The sequence below is a fragment of the Lederbergia panacisoli genome, from assembly GCF_024626525.1.
GTDB classification, from domain to species: domain Bacteria; phylum Bacillota; class Bacilli; order Bacillales; family Bacillaceae_C; genus Lederbergia; species Lederbergia panacisoli.
In genome coordinates this window covers 1-20022 of sequence record NZ_JANJGU010000025.1, presented here as the reverse complement: position 1 = coordinate 20022, position 20022 = coordinate 1, and the positions used below count along the sequence as shown (strand labels likewise).

20 protein-coding genes, 9 tRNA genes, 1 rRNA gene, 1 pseudogene and 1 riboswitch are annotated in these 20022 nt (G+C 37.8%); of the genes and pseudogenes, 11 read left to right on the top strand and 20 right to left on the bottom strand.

The window, feature by feature from the left end; genetic code table 11:
- Window positions 1-89: 89 nt before the first annotated feature.
- Entirely contained in the window at window positions 90-878 is a 789-nt protein-coding gene (locus NQ185_RS19415) for an HAD family hydrolase (protein ID WP_257583718.1), read from the top strand.
- Between the two features lie 193 nt (window positions 879-1071).
- Here NQ185_RS19415 and NQ185_RS19410 read toward each other — a convergent pair whose 3' ends face one another.
- The gene (locus NQ185_RS19410; RefSeq protein ID WP_257583717.1) at window positions 1072-1476 is read right to left on the bottom strand and encodes a VOC family protein; all 405 of its coding nucleotides are present in this window, start codon (window positions 1474-1476) and stop codon (window positions 1072-1074) included.
- Between the two features lie 73 nt (window positions 1477-1549).
- Here NQ185_RS19410 and NQ185_RS19405 point away from each other — a divergent pair, with 73 nt between their 5' ends.
- From NQ185_RS19405 to NQ185_RS19390, 4 genes and pseudogenes are all read left to right on the top strand, one after another.
- Entirely contained in the window at window positions 1550-1822 is a 273-nt protein-coding gene (locus NQ185_RS19405) for a hypothetical protein (RefSeq protein ID WP_257583716.1), read from the top strand.
- Window positions 1800-2825 (top strand): annotated as a pseudogene (locus tag NQ185_RS19400) (DUF2332 domain-containing protein). The gene NQ185_RS19405 and the pseudogene NQ185_RS19400 overlap by 23 nt, the downstream one beginning before the upstream one ends.
- Window positions 2826-2867: 42 nt before the next feature.
- Entirely contained in the window at window positions 2868-3842 is a 975-nt protein-coding gene (locus NQ185_RS19395) for a bile acid:sodium symporter family protein (RefSeq protein WP_257583715.1), read from the top strand.
- A gap of 82 nt (window positions 3843-3924) precedes the next feature.
- Window positions 3925-4659, top strand: coding sequence for a TerC family protein (locus NQ185_RS19390; RefSeq protein WP_257583714.1), 735 nt, complete (start codon window positions 3925-3927; stop codon window positions 4657-4659).
- A 71-nt stretch (window positions 4660-4730) separates the two neighbouring features.
- Here the strand turns inward: NQ185_RS19390 and NQ185_RS19385 are convergent, their stop codons facing one another.
- Complete coding sequence (locus tag NQ185_RS19385) at window positions 4731-5186, bottom strand: GNAT family N-acetyltransferase (protein WP_257583713.1); 456 nt, start codon at window positions 5184-5186, stop codon at window positions 4731-4733.
- Between the two features lie 161 nt (window positions 5187-5347).
- Window positions 5348-5974, bottom strand: a complete 627-nt coding sequence (locus NQ185_RS19380) for a hypothetical protein (RefSeq protein WP_257583712.1) — start codon at window positions 5972-5974, stop codon at window positions 5348-5350.
- A 447-nt stretch (window positions 5975-6421) separates the two neighbouring features.
- On the opposite strand from NQ185_RS19380, the gene ynzI reads away from it, so the two are divergent.
- Window positions 6422-6577: a small membrane protein YnzI gene (gene ynzI, locus NQ185_RS19375; RefSeq protein WP_257583711.1), complete on the top strand. Its 156-nt coding sequence runs from the start codon at window positions 6422-6424 to the stop codon at window positions 6575-6577.
- On the opposite strand, the gene NQ185_RS20290 is transcribed toward ynzI, so the two are convergent.
- The gene (locus tag NQ185_RS20290) at window positions 6574-7680 is read right to left on the bottom strand and encodes a GGDEF domain-containing protein (protein WP_257583710.1); all 1107 of its coding nucleotides are present in this window, start codon (window positions 7678-7680) and stop codon (window positions 6574-6576) included. The two genes, ynzI and NQ185_RS20290, sit on opposite strands and share 4 nt — an antisense overlap.
- A gap of 182 nt (window positions 7681-7862) precedes the next feature.
- Window positions 7863-7967, top strand: a riboswitch (SAM riboswitch).
- Window positions 7968-8037: 70 nt separating this feature from the next.
- Between NQ185_RS20290 and NQ185_RS19365 the strand changes: the two genes are divergently transcribed.
- The 3 genes from NQ185_RS19365 to NQ185_RS19355 all read left to right on the top strand — a co-directional run bounded on the left by NQ185_RS19365 (window position 8038) and on the right by NQ185_RS19355 (window position 11499).
- Window positions 8038-9171, top strand: a complete 1134-nt coding sequence (locus NQ185_RS19365) for a methionine biosynthesis PLP-dependent protein (protein ID WP_257583709.1) — start codon at window positions 8038-8040, stop codon at window positions 9169-9171.
- Window positions 9172-9249: 78 nt separating this feature from the next.
- Window positions 9250-10356, top strand: coding sequence for a 5-methyltetrahydropteroyltriglutamate--homocysteine S-methyltransferase (locus tag NQ185_RS19360; protein ID WP_257583708.1), 1107 nt, complete (start codon window positions 9250-9252; stop codon window positions 10354-10356).
- Window positions 10357-10686: 330 nt separating this feature from the next.
- Complete coding sequence (locus tag NQ185_RS19355; protein WP_257583707.1) at window positions 10687-11499, top strand: flagellin N-terminal helical domain-containing protein; 813 nt, start codon at window positions 10687-10689, stop codon at window positions 11497-11499.
- 529 nt (window positions 11500-12028) lie between these two features.
- Here NQ185_RS19355 and glmM read toward each other — a convergent pair.
- The 5 genes from glmM to sigW all read right to left on the bottom strand — a co-directional run bounded on the left by glmM (window position 12029) and on the right by sigW (window position 16879).
- On the bottom strand, window positions 12029-13378 hold the full coding sequence (gene glmM / locus NQ185_RS19350; protein ID WP_257583706.1) for a phosphoglucosamine mutase: 1350 nt from the start codon (window positions 13376-13378) through the stop codon (window positions 12029-12031).
- Window positions 13379-13412: 34 nt separating this feature from the next.
- A complete protein-coding gene (locus NQ185_RS19345; RefSeq protein WP_257583705.1) occupies window positions 13413-14657 on the bottom strand; it encodes a CdaR family protein in 1245 nt (414 codons plus the stop codon).
- Window positions 14650-15480: a diadenylate cyclase CdaA gene (gene cdaA, locus NQ185_RS19340; RefSeq protein ID WP_257583704.1), complete on the bottom strand. Its 831-nt coding sequence runs from the start codon at window positions 15478-15480 to the stop codon at window positions 14650-14652. Before cdaA ends, NQ185_RS19345 begins: the two co-directional genes overlap by 8 nt.
- 203 nt (window positions 15481-15683) lie before the next feature.
- Window positions 15684-16298 (bottom strand): zf-HC2 domain-containing protein, encoded by a 615-nt coding sequence (locus NQ185_RS19335; protein ID WP_257583703.1) that lies wholly within the window; start codon window positions 16296-16298, stop codon window positions 15684-15686.
- A gap of 17 nt (window positions 16299-16315) precedes the next feature.
- Window positions 16316-16879, bottom strand: a complete 564-nt coding sequence (gene sigW, locus NQ185_RS19330; protein ID WP_257583702.1) for an RNA polymerase sigma factor SigW — start codon at window positions 16877-16879, stop codon at window positions 16316-16318.
- Between the two features lie 206 nt (window positions 16880-17085).
- Here sigW and NQ185_RS19325 point away from each other — a divergent pair, with 206 nt between their 5' ends.
- Window positions 17086-17253 carry an aspartyl-phosphate phosphatase Spo0E family protein gene (locus tag NQ185_RS19325; protein ID WP_257583701.1) on the top strand — a complete coding sequence of 56 codons (168 nt, stop codon included), beginning with the start codon at window positions 17086-17088 and terminating at the stop codon, window positions 17251-17253.
- Between the two features lie 23 nt (window positions 17254-17276).
- Here the strand turns inward: NQ185_RS19325 and rocF are convergent, their stop codons facing one another.
- Window positions 17277-18173, bottom strand: coding sequence for an arginase (gene rocF, locus NQ185_RS19320; RefSeq protein ID WP_257583700.1), 897 nt, complete (start codon window positions 18171-18173; stop codon window positions 17277-17279).
- A 158-nt stretch (window positions 18174-18331) separates the two neighbouring features.
- Here rocF and NQ185_RS19315 point away from each other — a divergent pair, with 158 nt between their 5' ends.
- Entirely contained in the window at window positions 18332-19003 is a 672-nt protein-coding gene (locus tag NQ185_RS19315; RefSeq protein WP_257583699.1) for a hypothetical protein, read from the top strand.
- Between the two features lie 9 nt (window positions 19004-19012).
- Here NQ185_RS19315 and NQ185_RS19310 read toward each other — a convergent pair.
- The 10 genes from NQ185_RS19310 to rrf form a co-directional block, all read right to left on the bottom strand.
- Window positions 19013-19088 (bottom strand) — tRNA-Ala (locus NQ185_RS19310).
- A gap of 67 nt (window positions 19089-19155) precedes the next feature.
- Window positions 19156-19228: transfer RNA gene (locus NQ185_RS19305), tRNA-Lys, on the bottom strand.
- Window position 19229: 1 nt separating this feature from the next.
- Window positions 19230-19304, bottom strand: a tRNA-Gln gene (locus NQ185_RS19300).
- A 63-nt stretch (window positions 19305-19367) separates the two neighbouring features.
- Window positions 19368-19452, bottom strand: a tRNA-Tyr gene (locus NQ185_RS19295).
- A 10-nt stretch (window positions 19453-19462) separates the two neighbouring features.
- Window positions 19463-19538: transfer RNA gene (locus NQ185_RS19290), tRNA-Thr, on the bottom strand.
- A 4-nt stretch (window positions 19539-19542) separates the two neighbouring features.
- A tRNA-Val gene (locus NQ185_RS19285) sits at window positions 19543-19618 on the bottom strand.
- Between the two features lie 24 nt (window positions 19619-19642).
- A tRNA-Glu gene (locus NQ185_RS19280) sits at window positions 19643-19717 on the bottom strand.
- 19 nt (window positions 19718-19736) lie between these two features.
- A tRNA-Thr gene (locus NQ185_RS19275) sits at window positions 19737-19809 on the bottom strand.
- Window position 19810: 1 nt separating this feature from the next.
- Window positions 19811-19885 (bottom strand) — tRNA-Asn (locus NQ185_RS19270).
- Between the two features lie 10 nt (window positions 19886-19895).
- Window positions 19896-20011 (bottom strand): 5S ribosomal RNA (rrf, locus tag NQ185_RS19265).
- Window positions 20012-20022 lie beyond the last annotated feature (11 nt).

Below are 20022 nucleotides of genomic sequence, written 5' to 3'. Positions count from 1 at the left end.
AGCCGGAAATTCTCCGCCTATGAATTCTCATACATAAACGGAAATCAACAATTAATAATAACAGAGCTAAAAAATTAAAGGAGAAACGAATGACAGACTACAAAGCGTTATTTTTAGACATAGATGGAACCATCTTAAAACTAGACCACACATATGAAGAATCAACTAAACATGCGATTTTAGAAGCCCAATCAAAAGGAATTCAAGTTTTCCTAGCAACCGGAAGACCGCTCCATGAAATTTCAAATCTTGCTGAGGAGCTGAATGTCGATTCCTTCATTGGCTACAATGGGGCACTTGCAAAATACCACGGTGAAACGATCGTAGATGAACCGATGAGCAGTAATATTGTGATGGATTTTGTAGAGATTGCTAAAAAGCATGGACATGAAATCGTCCTATATACGAGTGAGAAAAATTACTTTACTTCGATGGATTCGCCACATGTAGATCTTTTCATTGAGAAATTCCAGACAAAGTATAATGAATTGTTCACGACAGATGTTGCAGATCAAATTTTAGGTGCAACCTTAATCAACTTGCGGCCTGAAGAGGTAGAATTATACGAGATTGATTTGAGCTACCATTTTTCACAAGTAAATGTCGATGGCTTGAGGCATTGTTATGATGTGATTCGGGATACGGTTAATAAAGGGGAAGCCGTAAAGAAAATACTGCATGTAATGAATATAGAAAAAGAAGCAGCTATTGCGTTTGGTGACGGGATGAACGATAAAGAAATGCTATCAGCTGTTGGGGAAGGCTACGCAATGGGCAATGCAAATCCAGATTTATTCGCTTATGGAAATCGGAAAACGACCGCTGTTACGAATTCAGGAATTTATAACGGATTGAAAACAATTGGGGTTGTCGATTAATCGACAACCTCTAGTCACTTGGAATTACTCTCGATAAAGAGACCGCACAATTTTACTCTCGGATAAACGCCTGTTACTTTCGGATAATGGTACTAAACTCTCGAATAATATGCGGTTACTTTCGTATAAGTGCCTTTTACTCCCGGATAACTGCCCATCACTCGCTGAAGAGCAATGTTCAATATTCCCTGTTTTATTTAATTTCTCCTCCACTTCCTGGTGCTACAAGCTCTACTTTTACTCGATCTGGATCTTCAAAATAGACCGCGTAATGTTGAGGACCTCCTGAAAATGGATGTTTATCTTTATAAAGAATTTGGACGTCCCTTTCTTCCAACTTTGCTGTCATTTCATCTACATGCTCACGAGAATGAGCGTGAAATGCGAGATGATTAAGTCCTACACGGCAGCGATGATACGGGATATCTAAAAACCGCTCCTCTGCCTGAACGAAAACGATATACGTTTCATCCAGCTTCCAGCTTTGACCCTTATCCCATTTTTGATAAACACTGTACCCTAACTCTTCGAGAAACCATCCCCAAAATTCTATGGACTTTTTTAACTTTGAAACATATAACTCAATATGATGGATCATTCTTTTATCACCTGTTTTTTCTTAATACTGAATATTATACTAAAGGTAAATCAGTTCGAAAGGTAAATCACATATGAAAATTTTGATTCAAGCATTACTTATATCTTTAGCGGTTCACTTATTATATTTTGGCGGGTCTATTCTATATGGCTATATTCTTACTAAGAACTATACACCTGATATAGAAAACGCGGTTGGATTGGATTCTGAAGTTGCATTTGGGTACGCTGTGGATCCTTTCTTTTTCATATTGACCTTTTTAGGCGTTGCTTTCTTTTGTGGAATTCTAATCTACGTTATTAAAAAATATAAAGGAGAAAAAGATGGAGATCACTCAACTATCTAAGCGATTTAAAGTCTTTGCAGAGGGTGAGTGTAAAGGCTCAAGTCCTTTGTATGAACATTTATCATTAAAAATCTCAGAAGATCATGACTTGCTTGAATTAAGCTCCCATGCCCAAGAAGGTCAACCCATTCCAAATTTATTTTTAGGAGCTGTCCATTACCTTTTACAATCAGGGCTCCATCATCCGTTAAAAGAATATTATCCAAGTTTGGTTGAAGAGCCCCTAGATATAGAAGATATTTTTCCTTATTTTAAGGATTTCTGCCTAGCTTTTAAAAGTGATATTATTAATCTACTACAAACAAAACGAGTGCAGACAAATGAAGTACGACGAAGCGCGTATTTGTATCCAAGCTTTTGCTATATGTATGCCAAATTGAAAAAGCCTTTATCCTTAATTGAAATTGGAACGAGTGCCGGGCTTCAGCTCTTATGGGACCAGTATGGCTATTCCTAAGGCGAAGGTCATCTGTATGGCATTAAAAAATCCAGTGTGCAAATTACTTCGGAAATTATTGGGGAACGGTTTCCGGCTCACTTGGAAAATATTCCCCCTGTCGTATCAAGGATTGGATTAGATTTGCATGTTTGTGATATTACAGACCAAGAGAACAAGCTTTGGCTTAAGTCACTCATTTGGCCAGAGCATCAGGACCGGGTGAAACTTTTTGAAAAAGCTGCCCAACTTTTTATTGAAAATCCGGTAAAATTAATTGAAGGAGACGGGGTTTCGTTACTTCCCGAGATTGTTAAGCAAACACCTGAAGAGGGTGCCGTTTGCATCTTCCATACACATGTCGCGAATCAGATGCCTGAAGCATTAAAACATAAACTCATGGATATTATAAAAACACTCGGTGCCAAAAGAGATGTATTTCATCTTTATAACAATATGTGGGACCGCAAACTTCATCTCGATTCCTACCTAAATGGCCGCGAAGAACATCATACCATTGGAGAATCAGATGGGCATGGTAGATGGTTTGAGTGGGGTTTGCACTAAGATATTTTCAAGCTAATCCAATGAAAGAAGAAGGAACTTACATTGTTAGACAACCTAAATAAATGGCTCCAAAAATGGCTGCCGATTTTAACACCTTTAAGCTTAGTGCTCGGTGTTTTGTTTCAAAATATTGGTGTGCATCTATTATTTTTAGTTTCTTGGTTATTTGTGTTTATGACGTTTTCTAGTAGTTTAAGTATGAATGTTAAAGATGCTAAAAGTTTTTCAAAACATCCGCTTATCATTTTGTGCAGCATCGCTTTTTTACATATTCTCATGCCTTTTTGGGCGTATTTTTTATCAACCATCATTTTTGACGATCATTTACTGACCATTGGTTTTGTTATTTCCGTAGCTGTTCCAACAGGTGTTACTAGCGTTATTTGGGTAAATATTTGTCGCGGCAAACTTCCTTTATGTTTATCGATTATTTTAATCGATACGTTGTTATCGCCGCTATTAATGCCAATTTTATTACATATTGCCGTTGGTGAATCTATTACTATTCATACGTCTACACTTATTTTGGATTTACTTTGGATGATTGTACTGCCAACCGTAATAGGTGTGCTGTTAAACGAATTTACGAAAGGCAATATTCAAGCGACTCTCGGTCCAAAGCTTGCCCCATTCTCTAAGCTATGTTTGTTTGGCGTTGTCATGATTAATAGCAGCGCCATTGCTCCATATTTGAAACAAATAAATTGGGAATTAGTTGGTGTCATTCTTCTCGTCCTCTTCATTGCTGCTTCTGGTTATGCTATCGCTTTAATCATTGGACATTTATTGTGGAAAGACACCCGTATCGTCACAACTTTTGTTTTTATCGGCGGAATGCGAAACATCGCTATCGGAGTCATTGTCGCCACAACTTACTTCCCTGCAAAAGTAGCAATGCCTGTTGTATTCGGCATGCTCTTCCAGCAAGTATTGGCATCATTGTATAGCAAAGTCATTGAAAAATATAGAATGAAATATGAAGCTCGATCTATTATTAAACCAATTATTAGAAGATGATCTCATTAGAATAAGGTAATTGTTACAAGGGCACTATATTTAGGATCTATTTAGTCACTAAAAATATAATTCAGGTGGGCATATGGAGATATCATTATTATTGGAATATGGATGGATTTTAATTGTATTGATTTTTTTGGAGGGCTTGTTATCTGCTGATAATGCACTAGTTTTAGCGATTATGGCCAAGCATTTACCAGAAAAGCAACAAAAGAAGGCCATTAATATTGGCTTATTACTGGCCTTTATATTTAGGATTGGTGCCATTTTTATTATTTCTTATCTTTTTCACGTATGGCAAGTTCAGGCGATTGGAGCTGCTTATTTAATTTTCATCGCCTTAAAACATTTACTTAAAAAAGACAACAAAAAGGTGAGGAAAGAAAAAAGCTATGCCTTGACTGTTACCCAAATTGCATTAGCTGATATAGCATTCGCCATCGATTCTATATTAGCTGCAGTGGCTCTCGTGATTGCATTACCTGATACTCCTATGTTTCAAATAGGAGGTATGGATGGCGCCAAATTTATCGTTATTTTATTAGGAGCTATAGCGGGGTTAATCGTCATTCGATACGCAGCCGGTTTCTTCGTTAAGATTTTGACGAAACGGCCTAGTTTGGAAACTGCAGCCATGTTGCTTGTTGGTTGGGTTGGAGTAAAATTATTAATGCATACTCTTGCGCATCCTGCCTTACACATTATTTCACATGAATTTGTTGAAGGCCCTATATGGAACACAATCTTTTGGTCGGTGATGCTTCTAATTGCCCTCGGTGGATGGTTCTTATCAAAAGAAAAACGAGATGAAATATGATTTCCTTCTGAAGCAGAAAACGAACGCAAGTATATATTCAAAGGGATAAATCTCAACCTTTTTATCCCTTTTTACAATTCCTTATACAAAAACTCCCGGTATTTTTTAAAGCCCTGCTTGCAATAAAACCTTTCCGCTACCTGATTATCAGTCCAATAATCAAGCTCTACTAATTTATTCCTATGCCTTCTAGCAATTTCATAGATTTTATCCATTAGCATGGAGCCATGGCCTTGATGAGGTTTTAAAACATTCAACTGATGAACATAAACTGATTTATATCCTTTTTTAAAGACATTTTCCGGGTATTCCTTTATTTCAATCCAAGCATACCCTAAAGCTTCATCATCATTTTCTAAAAGCAAAAATATCTGATTGTCCTTTTGAATCAGCCCTTTAAAGAAGCTTTTAAATTTATCAAATTCATATTCTTTAAAATAATCCGGGTATAAATGAACGTGAAGTTCATGGACTGATTTATTAAGGATAGTGATTTGTTCGTAATCTTTTGTTATGCATACTTTCATTTTCTCACCTTCTTCCGGCTACTTATTAACGGTTGTGATACTATTTTTTCGCGAATGATAAACTGGCATGATGCTGGATTTATTAAAACATTAGAACTTTGGAAAATAACAAAAGTGCCAATTAGGAATCTAGAAATCTGGCACTTTTTTCAGTACAGTTTTTATCCTTGAGACAACCTGTTATTTAATTCCTCTATTTTTAATCTTTTTTCTTCAAATTCCTTAGATTTTGCATAATTCGTAAATTCTACTAAAGTATTAATCAATCTATCTTTCTTTTCCCCGGAAACATTTATCATATTCATAAGGTCCTCCATTGTATCTTTTATTATGGAAATCCCCTCCAAGTCATTGGAATCTAACCCAATATATTTTTTGAGTTCATTTTGATTTTTCTGATATAGTAATTCCAAAAATGTAGAAAAAGAGTCCAATAATTTCACCAATGGCATTGTATCGATCTTTTTCAGATCCTTGGAAGAATATAATTCAGAACGAAGATATGATAGGTTTCTAATATTTCTACTTACCTCACGTAAATCCCTATCATAATAATCTGTAATTATTTCATTTTCCCCTACGTATATATTATTATTCGAAATGGATGTATTCATTGTTTTTAAGACAGAGCGTATGTCTGTATATAAATTTTGTAGTATCTCCCCATTCTTTTGGCCAAGTTCATTTTTAAATTCCCTCGTATCTTTTATTAGTTTTAAATTAAAAAATAAGGAAATAATCAGCAGTAAAACAATGATTTTAATTGAAAACCCTTTAATGTCCTTCATTTCCCGGCCCCTTTATACAACATTTATTTCATAAATAGGTTATCACTGATTTCTAAATTTTCAAGGAAATTTTATAGACCGGTATAAAAAAGTATTAGATATATTTTAGTGTAAGATAAATTTATTAAATAAAGTCAAACTTTTTTTCCTCCTTCTTACGATGAACTGATTCCTAAGTACTATCGTGAAATGTATACATTTGAACAAGCAGATGACTGATTCCAGTTATATTGATGCTGTTTATTTTTGGTATTCCTAATTTGCTTTTTGCAATCATCAGTATGTGGCAGCCTAATTAGCTCCAAAGTATTTATTTAGAAGAGGGAAAAGAAACTAGATATCGTGTTATAGGCAAAACGCCAAGAGGAACAATTCCCCTTGGCGCTTTGGTGATTTTTTCATAAAATATAGAATAGTGTACAAACTTTATATATTATGGAGGCTACTATGAGATTAGATGATAAAAAGAAAAAAATTCAATTAGATTATCGGGAAAAAATGCAGCGAAAGAAAGATAATAAAAAACATACACTAGAAGCGATTATCATTGCTGCTATTATTTTCGCTTTCATCATGCTAAATACTTTCTCAAAATCTTTTTAAACCATTCCTACTGGCGCCCGTTCAACTGAATTCATAACCACCTTATTTTCCCCAGACTTTTTAGCAATGTAGAGTGAAGTATCTGCCCCATTAAATAAGAGATCCTTACCCATCCCCGGCAATAATTTTTGTAACCCGATACTCACTGTTACACTATTACCTTCCAATTCCTTCATGCATACATGTGAAATGCCCATACGAATGTTTTCCACTTTTTCTAAAAACTCTTCAGTCGACAACCCAATATTAATGATGGCAAATTCCTCCCCGCCGCAACGAAAAGCAAAATCATCATTATCCATGAAAGATTTAATTTGTTTTGCCACTTCCACAATGACCAAATCGCCCATTTGATGGCCATAAGTATCATTGACCTTTTTAAAGTTATCGATGTCCAATATCGCGATATGCAAATCCAATTCGTCGATTGTATCTATTCTCAATAACGTCTCCAAATATTCATGAAAGGAGCGATGGTTATAAAGCTCCGTGACTGGGTCCATTCTCGTAAGTTTCTCCATTTGGATATTTTGTGAGAATAAAAATTGCTTTTCCTTTGTCGTTTTTAAAAGTTCATTCGCTAGTTGAACACTATGCTTCATCAAACTATTGATAAGCAAAGATATCCCTAATATAACGGCAATCATAATAATGAAATCCGAGTGCGTAAAATGGGAACGGACTTGGTTGGATAGTACATAGATAAGAACACCTGATAGAATTCCAGTAAAACAAGCAAACTTTAATAGCTTTGATTTATAAAAATATAATGAGATCATGACAGGGAAAATAAGCAGAAAAATAAGGGTAGGCTTTTCGTAAAGCGTTAAAATGATAATGCTAGCTACTATATTAATACCTAAAATCAAAATGTATTCTATATGAGACTTTACTTTTCGCAGACAGATTTCAAGTATTCCCATTGTAATCATTAAAAAGATAGAGGGATAGATAATCACGTATTGAATAAATCGCCACGTATCCTTAGTAGTGAAAAATGCATCCACACTTGTGGCAATGATATATAATCCGATAGTAATCCAGAGTGCATTTAAAATATCACGAACTAATGATGCGGTGTGAATGAAATTTTCACTTTTCACTTTACTCTCTCCTATTCTACTAGGCAAAAAGTCTATGGGTATTATTACTCATTGTATCGGATAATAGAAAATAAGAAAAGTTCTTTCATTTATTCATACATTTATCATTATTTTTCCTTGCACTTTCTCTTCGTCTGTATTAAAGTAAGATACATTAACCAATTCAAAAATTTTATAAGATATTCTTATCAAGAGAGACGGAGGGATTTGGCCCTACGAAGTCTCAGCAACCGGCCATCATGGCACCGGTGCTAATTCCAATAGGTTTTTAACCTAGAAGATAAGGAGATGTTTTCTTTTATGAGGACCTTCTTTTTTCTAGAAGGTCCTTTTTATTATGGCTGGAGGATGAACAACATGACGGTTAACAGTTTTGAGACGAGATTGGTCCAGTTAGGAAATAGAAGCGATTCAAAAACTGGCGCTATTAATCCCCCCATCTATTTATCGACAGCATATGAGCATCCAGGGCTTGGGGAATCAACAGGTTATGACTATACGAGAACAAAAAACCCAACACGAGCCATTCTTGAAGAAGGATTTGCCGATTTGGAGGGAGGAGATCGAGGGTTTGCGTGCAGTTCCGGAATGGCTGCCATCCAATTAGTATTGTCTCTCTTCCAAACAGGTGATGAATTAATCGTTCCGAAGGACATTTACGGTGGAACGTATCGCCTATTGAAGCATTTTTCAGATGTTTATGGGATCAAGACCACTTATGCAGGCTTTCAGGATGTAAAGGAAACAGAAAAGAGTATTACACAGAATACGAAGGCCATTTTTATTGAAACTCCAACTAATCCTTTAATGGAAGAAATAGATATTAGAACATATTCTTATCTAGCCAAAAAGTATAATCTTTTACTGATTGTAGATAACACTTTTTTAACACCATATTTTCAGAAACCAATACAATTAGGTGCTGATATCGTGATTCATAGTGCGACCAAATATATTGGGGGTCACAATGATGTGTTGGCAGGACTAGTAGCAGCAAAAGGGAATGATCTTTGCGAAAGGCTGTTTATTTTACATAATGCAATCGGCGCCGCTCTTTCACCTGCCGATTCATGGCTGTTGATTAGAGGCTTAAAAACCCTTCATTTACGGATGAAGCAACATGAAGAAAATGCTATAAAAATTGTAGAGTATTTACAAAATGAACCGTTCGTTACAGATGTTTTATATCCCGGAAAGGGCGGCATGCTTTCGTTTCGTCTAAAGGAGAGTAAATGGGTAGATTTCTTTTTACGAAACCTCAAGTTGATCTTCTTTGCGGAAAGCCTTGGCGGAGTCGAAAGCTTTATCACGTACCCGACAACCCAGACTCATGCAGATATTCCTGAAGAGGAAAGGATCTCACGTGGTATATGTAATCGACTATTGCGCTTTTCTGTCGGGATTGAGAATGCTGAAGATTTAATTGCTGATTTGGATCAAGTTTTTTCAGCAATTAAAGAAAAATCGGAAATTAAGGTAGGACCCCATTAAAGGAGGTGGTGGTCGCTGATTGCGGCTTGACCAGTTTTAATATTCATTCAATTTTATATAAAAAAGGAGAGTTTAACAATGACAAAAACAATTACAAAAGCACCTTTTAGAGCGGATCAAGTAGGTAGTTTATTAAGACCTGAAAATTTACATAAAGCGAGAAAGGATTTTAAAGAAGGAATCATTACAGCTGAACAATTACGTGAGGTGGAAACACAAGAAATAAAACGTATTGTTGATAAGCAAATAGAAGTTGGCCTTGAAGCAGTAACAGATGGGGAATTTAGACGAAGATTCTGGCATACAGATTTCCTTGAGCACTTGAATGGAATCGAAGGATATGTGCCTGAGGTAGGATATATTTTTAACGGAAATGAAGAAACGGAAAGATACAATATCCGTAACACCGGAAAAATTTCATTTAATCCAGATCATCCTCATGTAAAGGATTTTATTGAATTTAATGAAATTGTAGGTGGGCGCGCCGTTGCGAAACAAACGATTCCAAGCCCGAACCAATTGTTTAATATCGGGATCCGTGATGAAAACATTTATCCCGACATTGAAGAGTATGCCAATGATATTATTCAAGCGTATCGTGATGCTATTAAGGCTTTTTACGATGCCGGGGTTCGCTATTTACAATTAGATGATGTGTATATTGCGGGGCTTTCCTCTCCTGACATTCCTTTTAACGATGGAGCTTATTCAAGAGAGTATTTAATTGATTTGGCCCTTCGTGTCGTAAACGGTGCATTAGAAGGAAAACCAGATGATTTATTTATCACAACCCATCTCTGTCGTGGAAACTACCGCTCCAATTGGGCATTTTCGGGAAGCTATGATTTAATTGCGCCAACTTTACTAGCAAAGGAAAATGTCGATGGTTTCTTCTTAGAGTATGATGATGAGCGTTCTGGAGACTTCAAAGCTTTGGAATTTGTTCCTAAAGGAGGCGCAAAAGTCGTTCTTGGTGCCCTCACATCTAAAAAAGGTGAATTGGAAGATAGAGATGCTATCGTTGCTCGTATAAAGGAAGCTTCCCAATACATTCCTTTGGAGCAGCTTTGTTTAAGTACACAATGCGGATTTGCTTCAACGCACCATGGCAACCTTTTAACAGAGGAAGAACAATGGGCGAAATTAAAGTATATTGTGGGTATTGCAAAAGAAGTTTGGGGATGAATATAACCTTTCTCATCGACAGAAGCCTGTAGCAACCGGAGACGAAGACATAAGGATGTGTGGTTTTAGTCGCCTTTCCTTTTTCGGTCGTAACACAACAAGGACGAGTCTTGCTTCCTTATCACAGGGAAGAGGACAGGAAGATTACTAGTCGATAGGCACTGGAGCTAGACGGAAACATCATTAAAGATATCCACAATTGTTCCAATTGAATTTCCTACTTTATGAATGAACCTGGAGAAAGATATTTTCTTCAGGTTTTTTACTTTACTTTTTTTAGTAGTTGCCGATATTATTCAAAATGCCATTTGAATGGAAGGAGCAGAAAGGATGCTGGGAAAGTGGTATAGTTCAGGATTATCGATGATTAATCTAATGAATCGACATCTCACCATATCGCAGCGATCGTTGGAGCGAATTTCATCGGGGATGAGGATTAATCGTGCAAGTGATGATCCTGCGGGTCTTGCAATATCCGAAAAGATGCGAGCACAAATTCGCGGTTTACATATGGCTGGTCGCAATATTCAAGATGGGATTTCCTTGCTGCAGACAGCAGAAGGCGGATTGAATGAAACTCATGCTATTTTACAGCGAATGAGAGAATTAAGTGTCCAGGCTTCGAGCGATACTTATACGGATGCTGATCGCGAAGCGCTGTCTTTGGAATTTGAAGAATTGAAAAAAGAAATACAGCGGATTTCCACGGATGTACAGTTTAATTCGCTGCCTCTACTTGATGGTTCAGAAGGTTCTTTCCGTATTCAATCCGGGGCAAATGCCGGGCAATATATCGAGTTATCGATTGGGAATATGGGTGCAGGGGCAATCGGGATTTATGATTTGTCAATCGGTACGAGAGAAGATGCGAATGAAGCCATTTCAAGGCTTGATGATGCGGTAGGAAAGGTTTCTTCTGAACGGTCTAAAATTGGCGCATATATGAATAGACTGGAGCACGCCTATAACAACACGATGACAATGGAAGAAAACCTTGTTGCGGCGGAATCAAGAATACGAGATGCAGATATTGCAAAGGAAATCATGAATTATACGAAAGCAAACATTTTACTGCAGGCAAATCAGTATGTCATGAGCCTGCATATGCAGCAAGCGTATTCGATTTTGCAGTTATTAAAATAGAGGATTTGGCGCTTGATATGTATTTGTATAATGGGTACAAGCGTTGACGGGTGTAGGATAAACAATGGATCGAAGGGATGCTTTCTCATAGAATCAAAGACAAAACTAATAAATAATGTGTTTCATGGGGTTCATGAGCAAGTTAGAATAGGACTATGGTTTGGTTGCTAAACAAAGTGAGGATTGCATACCAAGTGGGAATTGCCCTACGGTTAATCGAGAATTAGTGCTTATTTAACGACTAAATCCAAATTGCAAGAGCGCTTGATTGAGAATTAATGCTTATTTATCGACTAAATCCAAATTACCAGAGCGGTTAATCGAGAATTAACGCTTATTTATCGACTAAATCCATATTGCCAACACGGTTAATCGAGAATCAGCACTAGCTCGATTGTTACCCATGTTTTGCGACCAAGGTTACGAAATCCCACCATTGCCTTGGTTTTCCTACAATCTACCACTCCTTCAAAACAAAAAGATGCAACTGAGCATACACCTCACACTCAGTTGCATCTTTTCAAAACGGTTATTCCGCCAGTCCCATTTCTGCTTGTACTACAGCAGATATACGATTGACATAATCTTCGCATGCTTCTTTCGACGGTGCTTCCGCCATTACACGAACGAGTGGTTCTGTACCGGAAGGTCGAACGAGAATACGGCCATTTCCATTCATCTCAGTTTCCACTTGCTCGATAATTTCTTTTACCTTTTCATTATCCGTTACATGATATTTATCTGTTACACGGATATTTACTAGTTTTTGCGGGTATTTTTTCATACCTTTTGCAAGTTCAGACAGGGGCTTTCCAGTGAACTTCATAATATTAATGAGTTGAAGTCCTGTTAAAAGTCCGTCGCCAGTTGTGTTGTAATCAAGGAAAATGATATGGCCTGACTGTTCGCCGCCAAGATTATAGCCATTGTTTTTCATTTCTTCTACGACATAGCGGTCACCTACTGCGGTTTGTGCGCTATTGATGCCTAATTGTTCAAGACCTTTGTAATACCCAAGATTACTCATAACAGTTGATACAACTGTGGATTGCTTAAGACGCGCTTCTGCATTCATATGTTTTGCGCAGATGTAAAGTATATAGTCACCGTCGACGATGTCGCCATTTTCATCAATTGCGATGACGCGATCACCATCTCCGTCAAAAGCTAGTCCTACATCTGCTCCTTTTTCTTTGAGAAATTCAGCTAACGCCTCCGGATGGGTAGAGCCGACACCATCGTTTATATTTAAACCATTTGGAGATGAGCCCATCGTTGAGATATCTGCATCTAAATCTGCAAACAAATGAGTCGCCAATGATGAGGTAGCTCCATGTGCACAATCAAGCGCAACATGTATTCCGGAGAAATCCTCATCAACTGTTTGCTTAAGGAATTGTAAATATTTTTGTCCACCTTCAAAATAATCACTTACAAGCCCAAGATCTTTTCCAACTGGACGAGGTAAGGTATCTTCCTGTAAATCAAGCAATTCCTCAATTTCTTCTTCTTGCTCATCTGACAATTTAAAACCATCTGGTCCGAAAAACTTAATTCCGTTGTCTGCGACTGGATTATGCGAGGCTGATATCATAACTCCCGCTTGTGCTCCTAATGCTTTCGTTAAGTAGGCAACTCCTGGTGTAGAAATCACACCTAAACGCATGACCTCTGCTCCAATGGATAGCAATCCAGATACAAGAGCCCCTTCCAGCATATGACCGGAAATCCGGGTATCACGGCCGATGAGAATTTTAGGGCGCTCAGAATTTTTTGTTAAAACATAACCTCCAAAGCGGCCCAATTTAAATGCCAACTCTGGCGTCAGCTCCGAATTTGCTACCCCTCTTACTCCATCAGTTCCAAAATATTTACCCATTGTATCTATCGCTCCTTCTTCGAACAATGTTCATTTAGACATTTTCCTTTTCTATTAAGCGTATTTTTGCCTTTTTCGTTGATAATTCCCATTGCACATCTTCTAGACCATCTACCACAAGATCTACTTCGTGGTCTCCTGCCTCAAGGCCATCTATATTTAAAAATACATGAAACTCACTTTCTACGGCTTTTTCAACATTGCCCTTTTCACCGGTAACCTTTAGTGAAACCTTTCCGCTCGCCGGCGATAATAATTCCATCTTTAAATCGGAACTAAGCCCTTTGTTTTCAATTTTAATATCCTCAATTGTTTTTTCTTCCAGCTTTTTCTCCGCTAGAATTTTAACTTTTATTTTATCTGGTGTAATTTTATTTACACCAAGTGGATATTTTATTGGAACTTCAATCTCAGTGTCTTCATGAATATCACTAACATCTACGGTGACCTCAAGTTCATCGACGTTTTGTAAAATCTCAGTTCTACCAAATATCATCACTTCAGGAGTGACAGTGCTGACTGTTTTAATATTGATATCATCTGGTGGTGTACCCGTAGTATTGATCTTAATCGGGACATTTTTCCTCGGATTCGTGACCGGAATCGTAACCAACACAGTTTCAGGCTCAACCATAACATCTAGCTTGTTCAATTCTCGGTCAAGCACCGTTAATTTTGCATATTGTTTGATGGTATCACTAATTAAACCACTTGCATCAATTGTTGCTTTTACATAGGATATCCTTTCAATAGCATCCTTTGCTCCAGTAATTTTCACGGTTTTCGGTTCTACTTCCGGTCGTTCCGCTTCAAATCCTTCTGCTAGTATACTGCGGTTAAATTCAGCCTCGACCCCAAATTCTTTCGTTACTTTTTCCTGCAGAGAAATATCTACAGTAGACGGTTCAATTGTAACTTTTAATTTATCAGATATATCCTTATATAAAATTGAAACACGATGTTTTCCTATTTCTTTGTCGGATAAATCAACATATACTGTAAAGTCCCTTTGCCTTTTTGCTGCTTCTACAAATCTTCTTTGTCCTTCGATCTTTACATCAACCGTTTGAGGAATACCTGAAACGACCAGATTTTCAGAATCATAATATACCTCAACAGGTACGTTTGTTATTGTATCAGTATTTGCATTTTCCATATCGTTAGGGGTTGTTCCAGATTTTTTGCCCCCAAAATAATCGTTGGCAGTGACAAAAAGTAAAATGGCTAAGAGCATAGAAATAATTCTAATAAACCAGGGATTCTCCATAAATTTATCCATTTTTCGTCTTCTCCCTTCTTTTCCAGATTGATGAGGAAGACTGTTTTGATTTGCTTTCATCTGTAAGTTCTTTTTCTAATACTTCCTGGAATTGCTCCATCGATAAATCTCTAAGTAATTCACCATTTTTTGTAACGGATATTCCACCCGTTTCCTCTGAAACGACTATCGTTAAGCTATCTGTCACTTCACTAATACCAAGTGCAGCTCTATGCCTTGTCCCTAGTTCTTTGGAAATAAAAGGACTTTCCGATAATGGAAGGTAACACGCGGCAGCGGCAATTTGTGTTTTTTGTATAATGACGGCTCCATCGTGAAGAGGAGTGTTCGGAATAAAAATATTAATTAATAGTTCATGGGTCACATTGGAATGAAGGGGTATTCCAGTTTCAATATAGTCCCCCATCCCTGTTTCTTTCTCAATCGAAATAAGTGCACCAATTCGCCTTTTCGCCATGTAATTAACAGCGTTAATAATAGCATCTAGTCTTTGTTTTTGCTCTTCATCCTCATGGATTCCACTTCTAGCAAAAAACTTTCCTCGACCGAGCTGCTCAAGTGCACGTCTCAACTCAGGCTGGAAGATAATAATAATCGCTAAAAAACCCCAATAAATGGCGGTTTCCATTAACATGTTCAATGTATTAAGATTAAGGACATCACTTAAGATCCAAACAATGACGATAACAAATATCCCTTTTAATAGCTGGACGGCTTTAGTGCCGCGGATCACCATAATCAATTTATATATAACGAACCAAACGAGGAAAATATCCACTACGTGGGATAAAACACCCAAGATGGTAAGGTCTTCAAACGGCATGTTCTTTCCTCCATCTATTTATTCAAATTGAGAAGTGCTTTACACTTAAGGTATGGATAATAACTTATCCATTATAACATATATTTATTGTATCCAACTACATAGGTCAAGTAAAAGCATGTTCAGATTAAGACGAATAATTAGGTAATAAAGATGAAAAAAGGATTGCATGACAACTGCAATCCTTTTTTTTACTTCTAATCTTACTCAAATAGGTTGATAACTTTTTTACTGCCGTCTTTTATTTTATACCAGAGCCACTCAAATAACTCATTGATTTCTTCAATATCTCCAGTAACATCGCCTGCAGATGCTAAATATCGTTCTCCGTTGATGATCGTTACATTTCCATTAACTTTTCCCTCAATTCGAAGATTCCCGTTTTTTACAGTAATATCACCGTTCACTACTTCACCTTCAGGTACAATCACTGTATCATTTTCAACTACTAGATTGGGTTGTTTTGTAACGGAAAACTTTTGATCATCATGCCAAATATTTAATACACTGCCAGCCATAAGGAGTAAAAATAAAGAAGCTGCCGCTAAAATTGGATGATTGCGCAACCAGCGCTTTACACCTGCGCTGCTTTTTTCTTTCGGTAATCTAGCCATGACATCAGCGGTAAATCCACTAGAAACTCGTATATGTGATGGGCTTTTTATATAAGCAACCGTTCTTTTTAAGTCTTGAAAATGCTTTTGACATTCAGGGCACTTTTGCAAGTGCTCTTTTAGCACTTGTTCTTTCTCATGAGACAAGTCACTATCTAAAGATTCTTGCATATAGAGAATAATCTCTTCTGGACATGCCTTCACTTTCCTTCTCACCTTTCCTACAAATTGTTCAACTGTTTTCGAAGTGCTTCCCGCCCACGGTGTATTCGGGTTTTAACCGTTCCAAGCGGCATTTCCAAAACCTCGCTAATCTCATTCAAGCTTAGGTCGTCAATATATCTCAACACGATGACAACCCTATATTTATCGGGGAGTCGCAATATTTCTCGTTGAACAATTTCTTGAAGTTCCATCGTCTCCACTTCAGAATCAGGAGATTTCCCCTCAGCGGCAATTTGGGAATACATCGTCAATCCCTCTGTTCCAGCCAACTCGGCATCAAGAAAATAGTCCGGTTTCTTTTTCCTGATACGATCGATGCAAAGGTTTGTAGCAATTCTGTAAAGCCATGTGGAAAACTTCCTTCCTTGGTTAAAACTATGGATGTTCACATACGCCCTTACAAATGCTTCTTGCGCGATATCCTCTGCCTCATGTCGATTTCCCAACATTCGATAGCATAACTGAAACACTTTATCTTTAAATAACTCAACGATTTCCCCAAATGCTTCCTGATCGCCCTTTAATACATCCCTAATTCTTTGATTAACAATTACATCCATTCTCTCTCTACCTCCCGCTCTATGCGGTTATCCATTCATACGTATGAATATTAAAAAGGTTTCACGTATTATGATTGACCTTACATATTTTTTCAACAAAAATCACACTATTTCTATCTTAACAAATTTTTGTTAATGCTTGTTTAATATTTCGTGAAAAAGGATATACAGATGTTAAAAATAGTTGCGAGAGGATTGAGAACGATTTGAATGCAGAGGACTTATTAGTAAAAATTGAGAGTAACCGTAGAAAGATGGTTGAATTAGGTTTATCTTCATCCTTTTTGGATGAACGTGTTGTAAAAATGAGCTATGAACTGGATAAACTTTTAAATAAATATGATGCAGTGGCATATAGGACAGGTAGGCGTTAATCCTTTATGCCACTGCATTAATTTTATAGTAATTTTTCTCCGAACAGGGAGCCCATTAATGCAACAGCAACTTCAGCAGTCTTATTTCTTTCATCTAATATTGGATTTACCTCTACGAATTCAGCTGAAGTAATGAGCTTTGCCTCTTCAAGCATCTCCATGGCTAAATGGCTTTCACGATAACTAATACCCCCTAGTACTGGTGTACCTACTCCCGGTGCATCATGCGGGTCAAGTGCGTCTAAATCAAGGGATAAATGAACACCATCCACTCGATTTTTTAGAAAATGAATGGACTCTTCCATTACTCTCGTCATTCCTAGGCGGTCAATTTCATGCATTGTAAAGACTTTAATGTTTTGGCTTTTAATGAGCTCTCTTTCCCCTTTATCAAGGTCCCTTGCACCAATGATAACAATATTTTCTGGACTTACTTTCGGAGCATATCCTCCAATTCCAGTAAGTGCCGGATGACCCAAACCCAAACTTGCAGCAAGCGGCATACCATGAATATTACCTGATGGCGAGGTCTCCTCTGTATTCAAATCTCCATGGGCATCAAACCAAATAACACCTAAATTTTGATAATATTTACTGATGCCAGCAATCGTACCAATGGCCATGCTATGGTCCCCACCAAACACAAGAGGAAACCTTTTATTCTCAATTACTTTATAAATTGAATTAGCAATTTCTTCGCTAATATTTGCAATCGCTCTCAAATTTTTCAAAGTCGTTGAATCAACTTCCGCTAGTCTATTAACCTTTACCACAATATCCCCAATATCTTCAACATCATAACCCAATTTCTCCAGTCGCTTCAAAACCCCTGCATATCGAATCGCACTAGGCCCCATATCCACACCTCGGCGTGTTTGCCCAAGATCCATCGGAACACCTAAAATTGATATTTGCTTCATAGGTTTTCCTCCTAGCGTTTTTATTTTAATCATAACGATTTGGAGCTTATGGCTCAACTCAACATTTTTTTGTATATATATACATGACAAAATAGAAGTAATTATTGTTTCGATATGGAAATAAGCTAAATGCAAATAAAAGAAAGGAGAAGACTTGTATGCAACAATGGAGACCCGATACTCTTTTACATGTCATCCTTGTGTATGTAATGGCGAGTGGCTTTACTTTCTGGTTGCCAATTGTAAGAGGAATATTTGATGGCTCATCGTATACTTGGTCAGTGTGGCTAGGTTTTGATGGGATTGGCATCCATGGTGATTATTGGCTATTATTGATATTTACTGTCATGTTAGTATTTGTTATTTATTTGGGGTGGCGCGGAGCTCAAAAACCTTTTCATTGGTTATTGCTTTCATGGCTTATACTGTTAGTGATTGAATCGGGTACAATGTTTTTTTCTCAGGAAACAATCTATTTTAAGGGCGAAACTTTAGGGACAGAATTTGCTATAGGAAAAGTAATATTTCCAATAGATTTACTTTTTCTAATCTTATCTTCTATTTGGGTTATTCGTAATGTAAAGAAGACGCGTTCAAAGAAAAAAATAGCATGGAGAAAGGAAAACAGGATTTTATTGACTGCTTTTTTCATCGTCTTTCCTATACAACTCATTACTCTGAGATTTTTTGATCATAACATTATCTTTGATCAAGTTGGAGTTGCATTAACAATGTTACAATGGCTTCTTTTAAACTTGGCATTTTATCCATGGCAATCGATTTACAAAATAAAAAGCCCTGGACATCATCCAGGACAAGAAAAGGCTTAATTTTATTATTGGTGGAGCCTAGCGGGATCGAACCGCTGACCTCCTGCGTGCAAGGCAGGCGCTCTCCCAGCTGAGCTAAGGCCCCTTAAAAAAGAATATAAAACGTAAAAGAAGCCTTGATTAATCAAGACAACTGATAACGAAATGGAAAATGAGCCATGCAGGATTCGAACCTGCGACCCTCTGATTAAAAGTCAGATGCTCTACCAACTGAGCTAATGGCTCATGGCTGGGCTAGCTGGATTCGAACCAACGAATGACGGAGTCAAAGTCCGTTGCCTTACCGCTTGGCTATAGCCCATCGGATGAAAACTACATTATGTATAATACCCGTTAATCAGAGAAGTATCCATCTTTATAAAAATGGTGGTGGGGGACGGATTCGAACCGCCGAACCCGGAGGGAGCGGATTTACAGTCCGCCGCGTTTAGCCACTTCGCTACCCCACCAAATATAAAATGGTGCCGGCCAGAGGACTTGAACCCCCAACCTACTGATTACAAGTCAGTTGCTCTACCAATTGAGCTAGGCCGGCACAATGGTGGAGGATGACGGGATCGAACCGCCGACCCTCTGCTTGTAAGGCAGATGCTCTCCCAGCTGAGCTAATCCTCCATGTGCACAAAAGTAAAATATAAATGGTGACCCCTACGGGATTCGAACCCGTGTTACCGCCGTGAAAGGGCGGTGTCTTAACCGCTTGACCAAGGGGCCATATATCATTCCCATTCGAAGCTTCCAACCGGGCTTGAACCGGTGACCTCATCCTTACCATGGATGCACTCTACCAACTGAGCTATGGAAGCATGGCTCCGCAGGTAGGATTCGAACCTACGACCGATCGGTTAACAGCCGATAGCTCTACCACTGAGCTACTGCGGAATGATAGGTCGCCTGGCAACGTCCTGCTCTTGCAAGGGGAGTCCCCTTACTACCATCGGCGCTGAAGAGCTTAACTTCCGTGTTCGGGATGGGAACGGGTGTGACCTCTTCGCCATCGTCACCAGACAAATCATAAT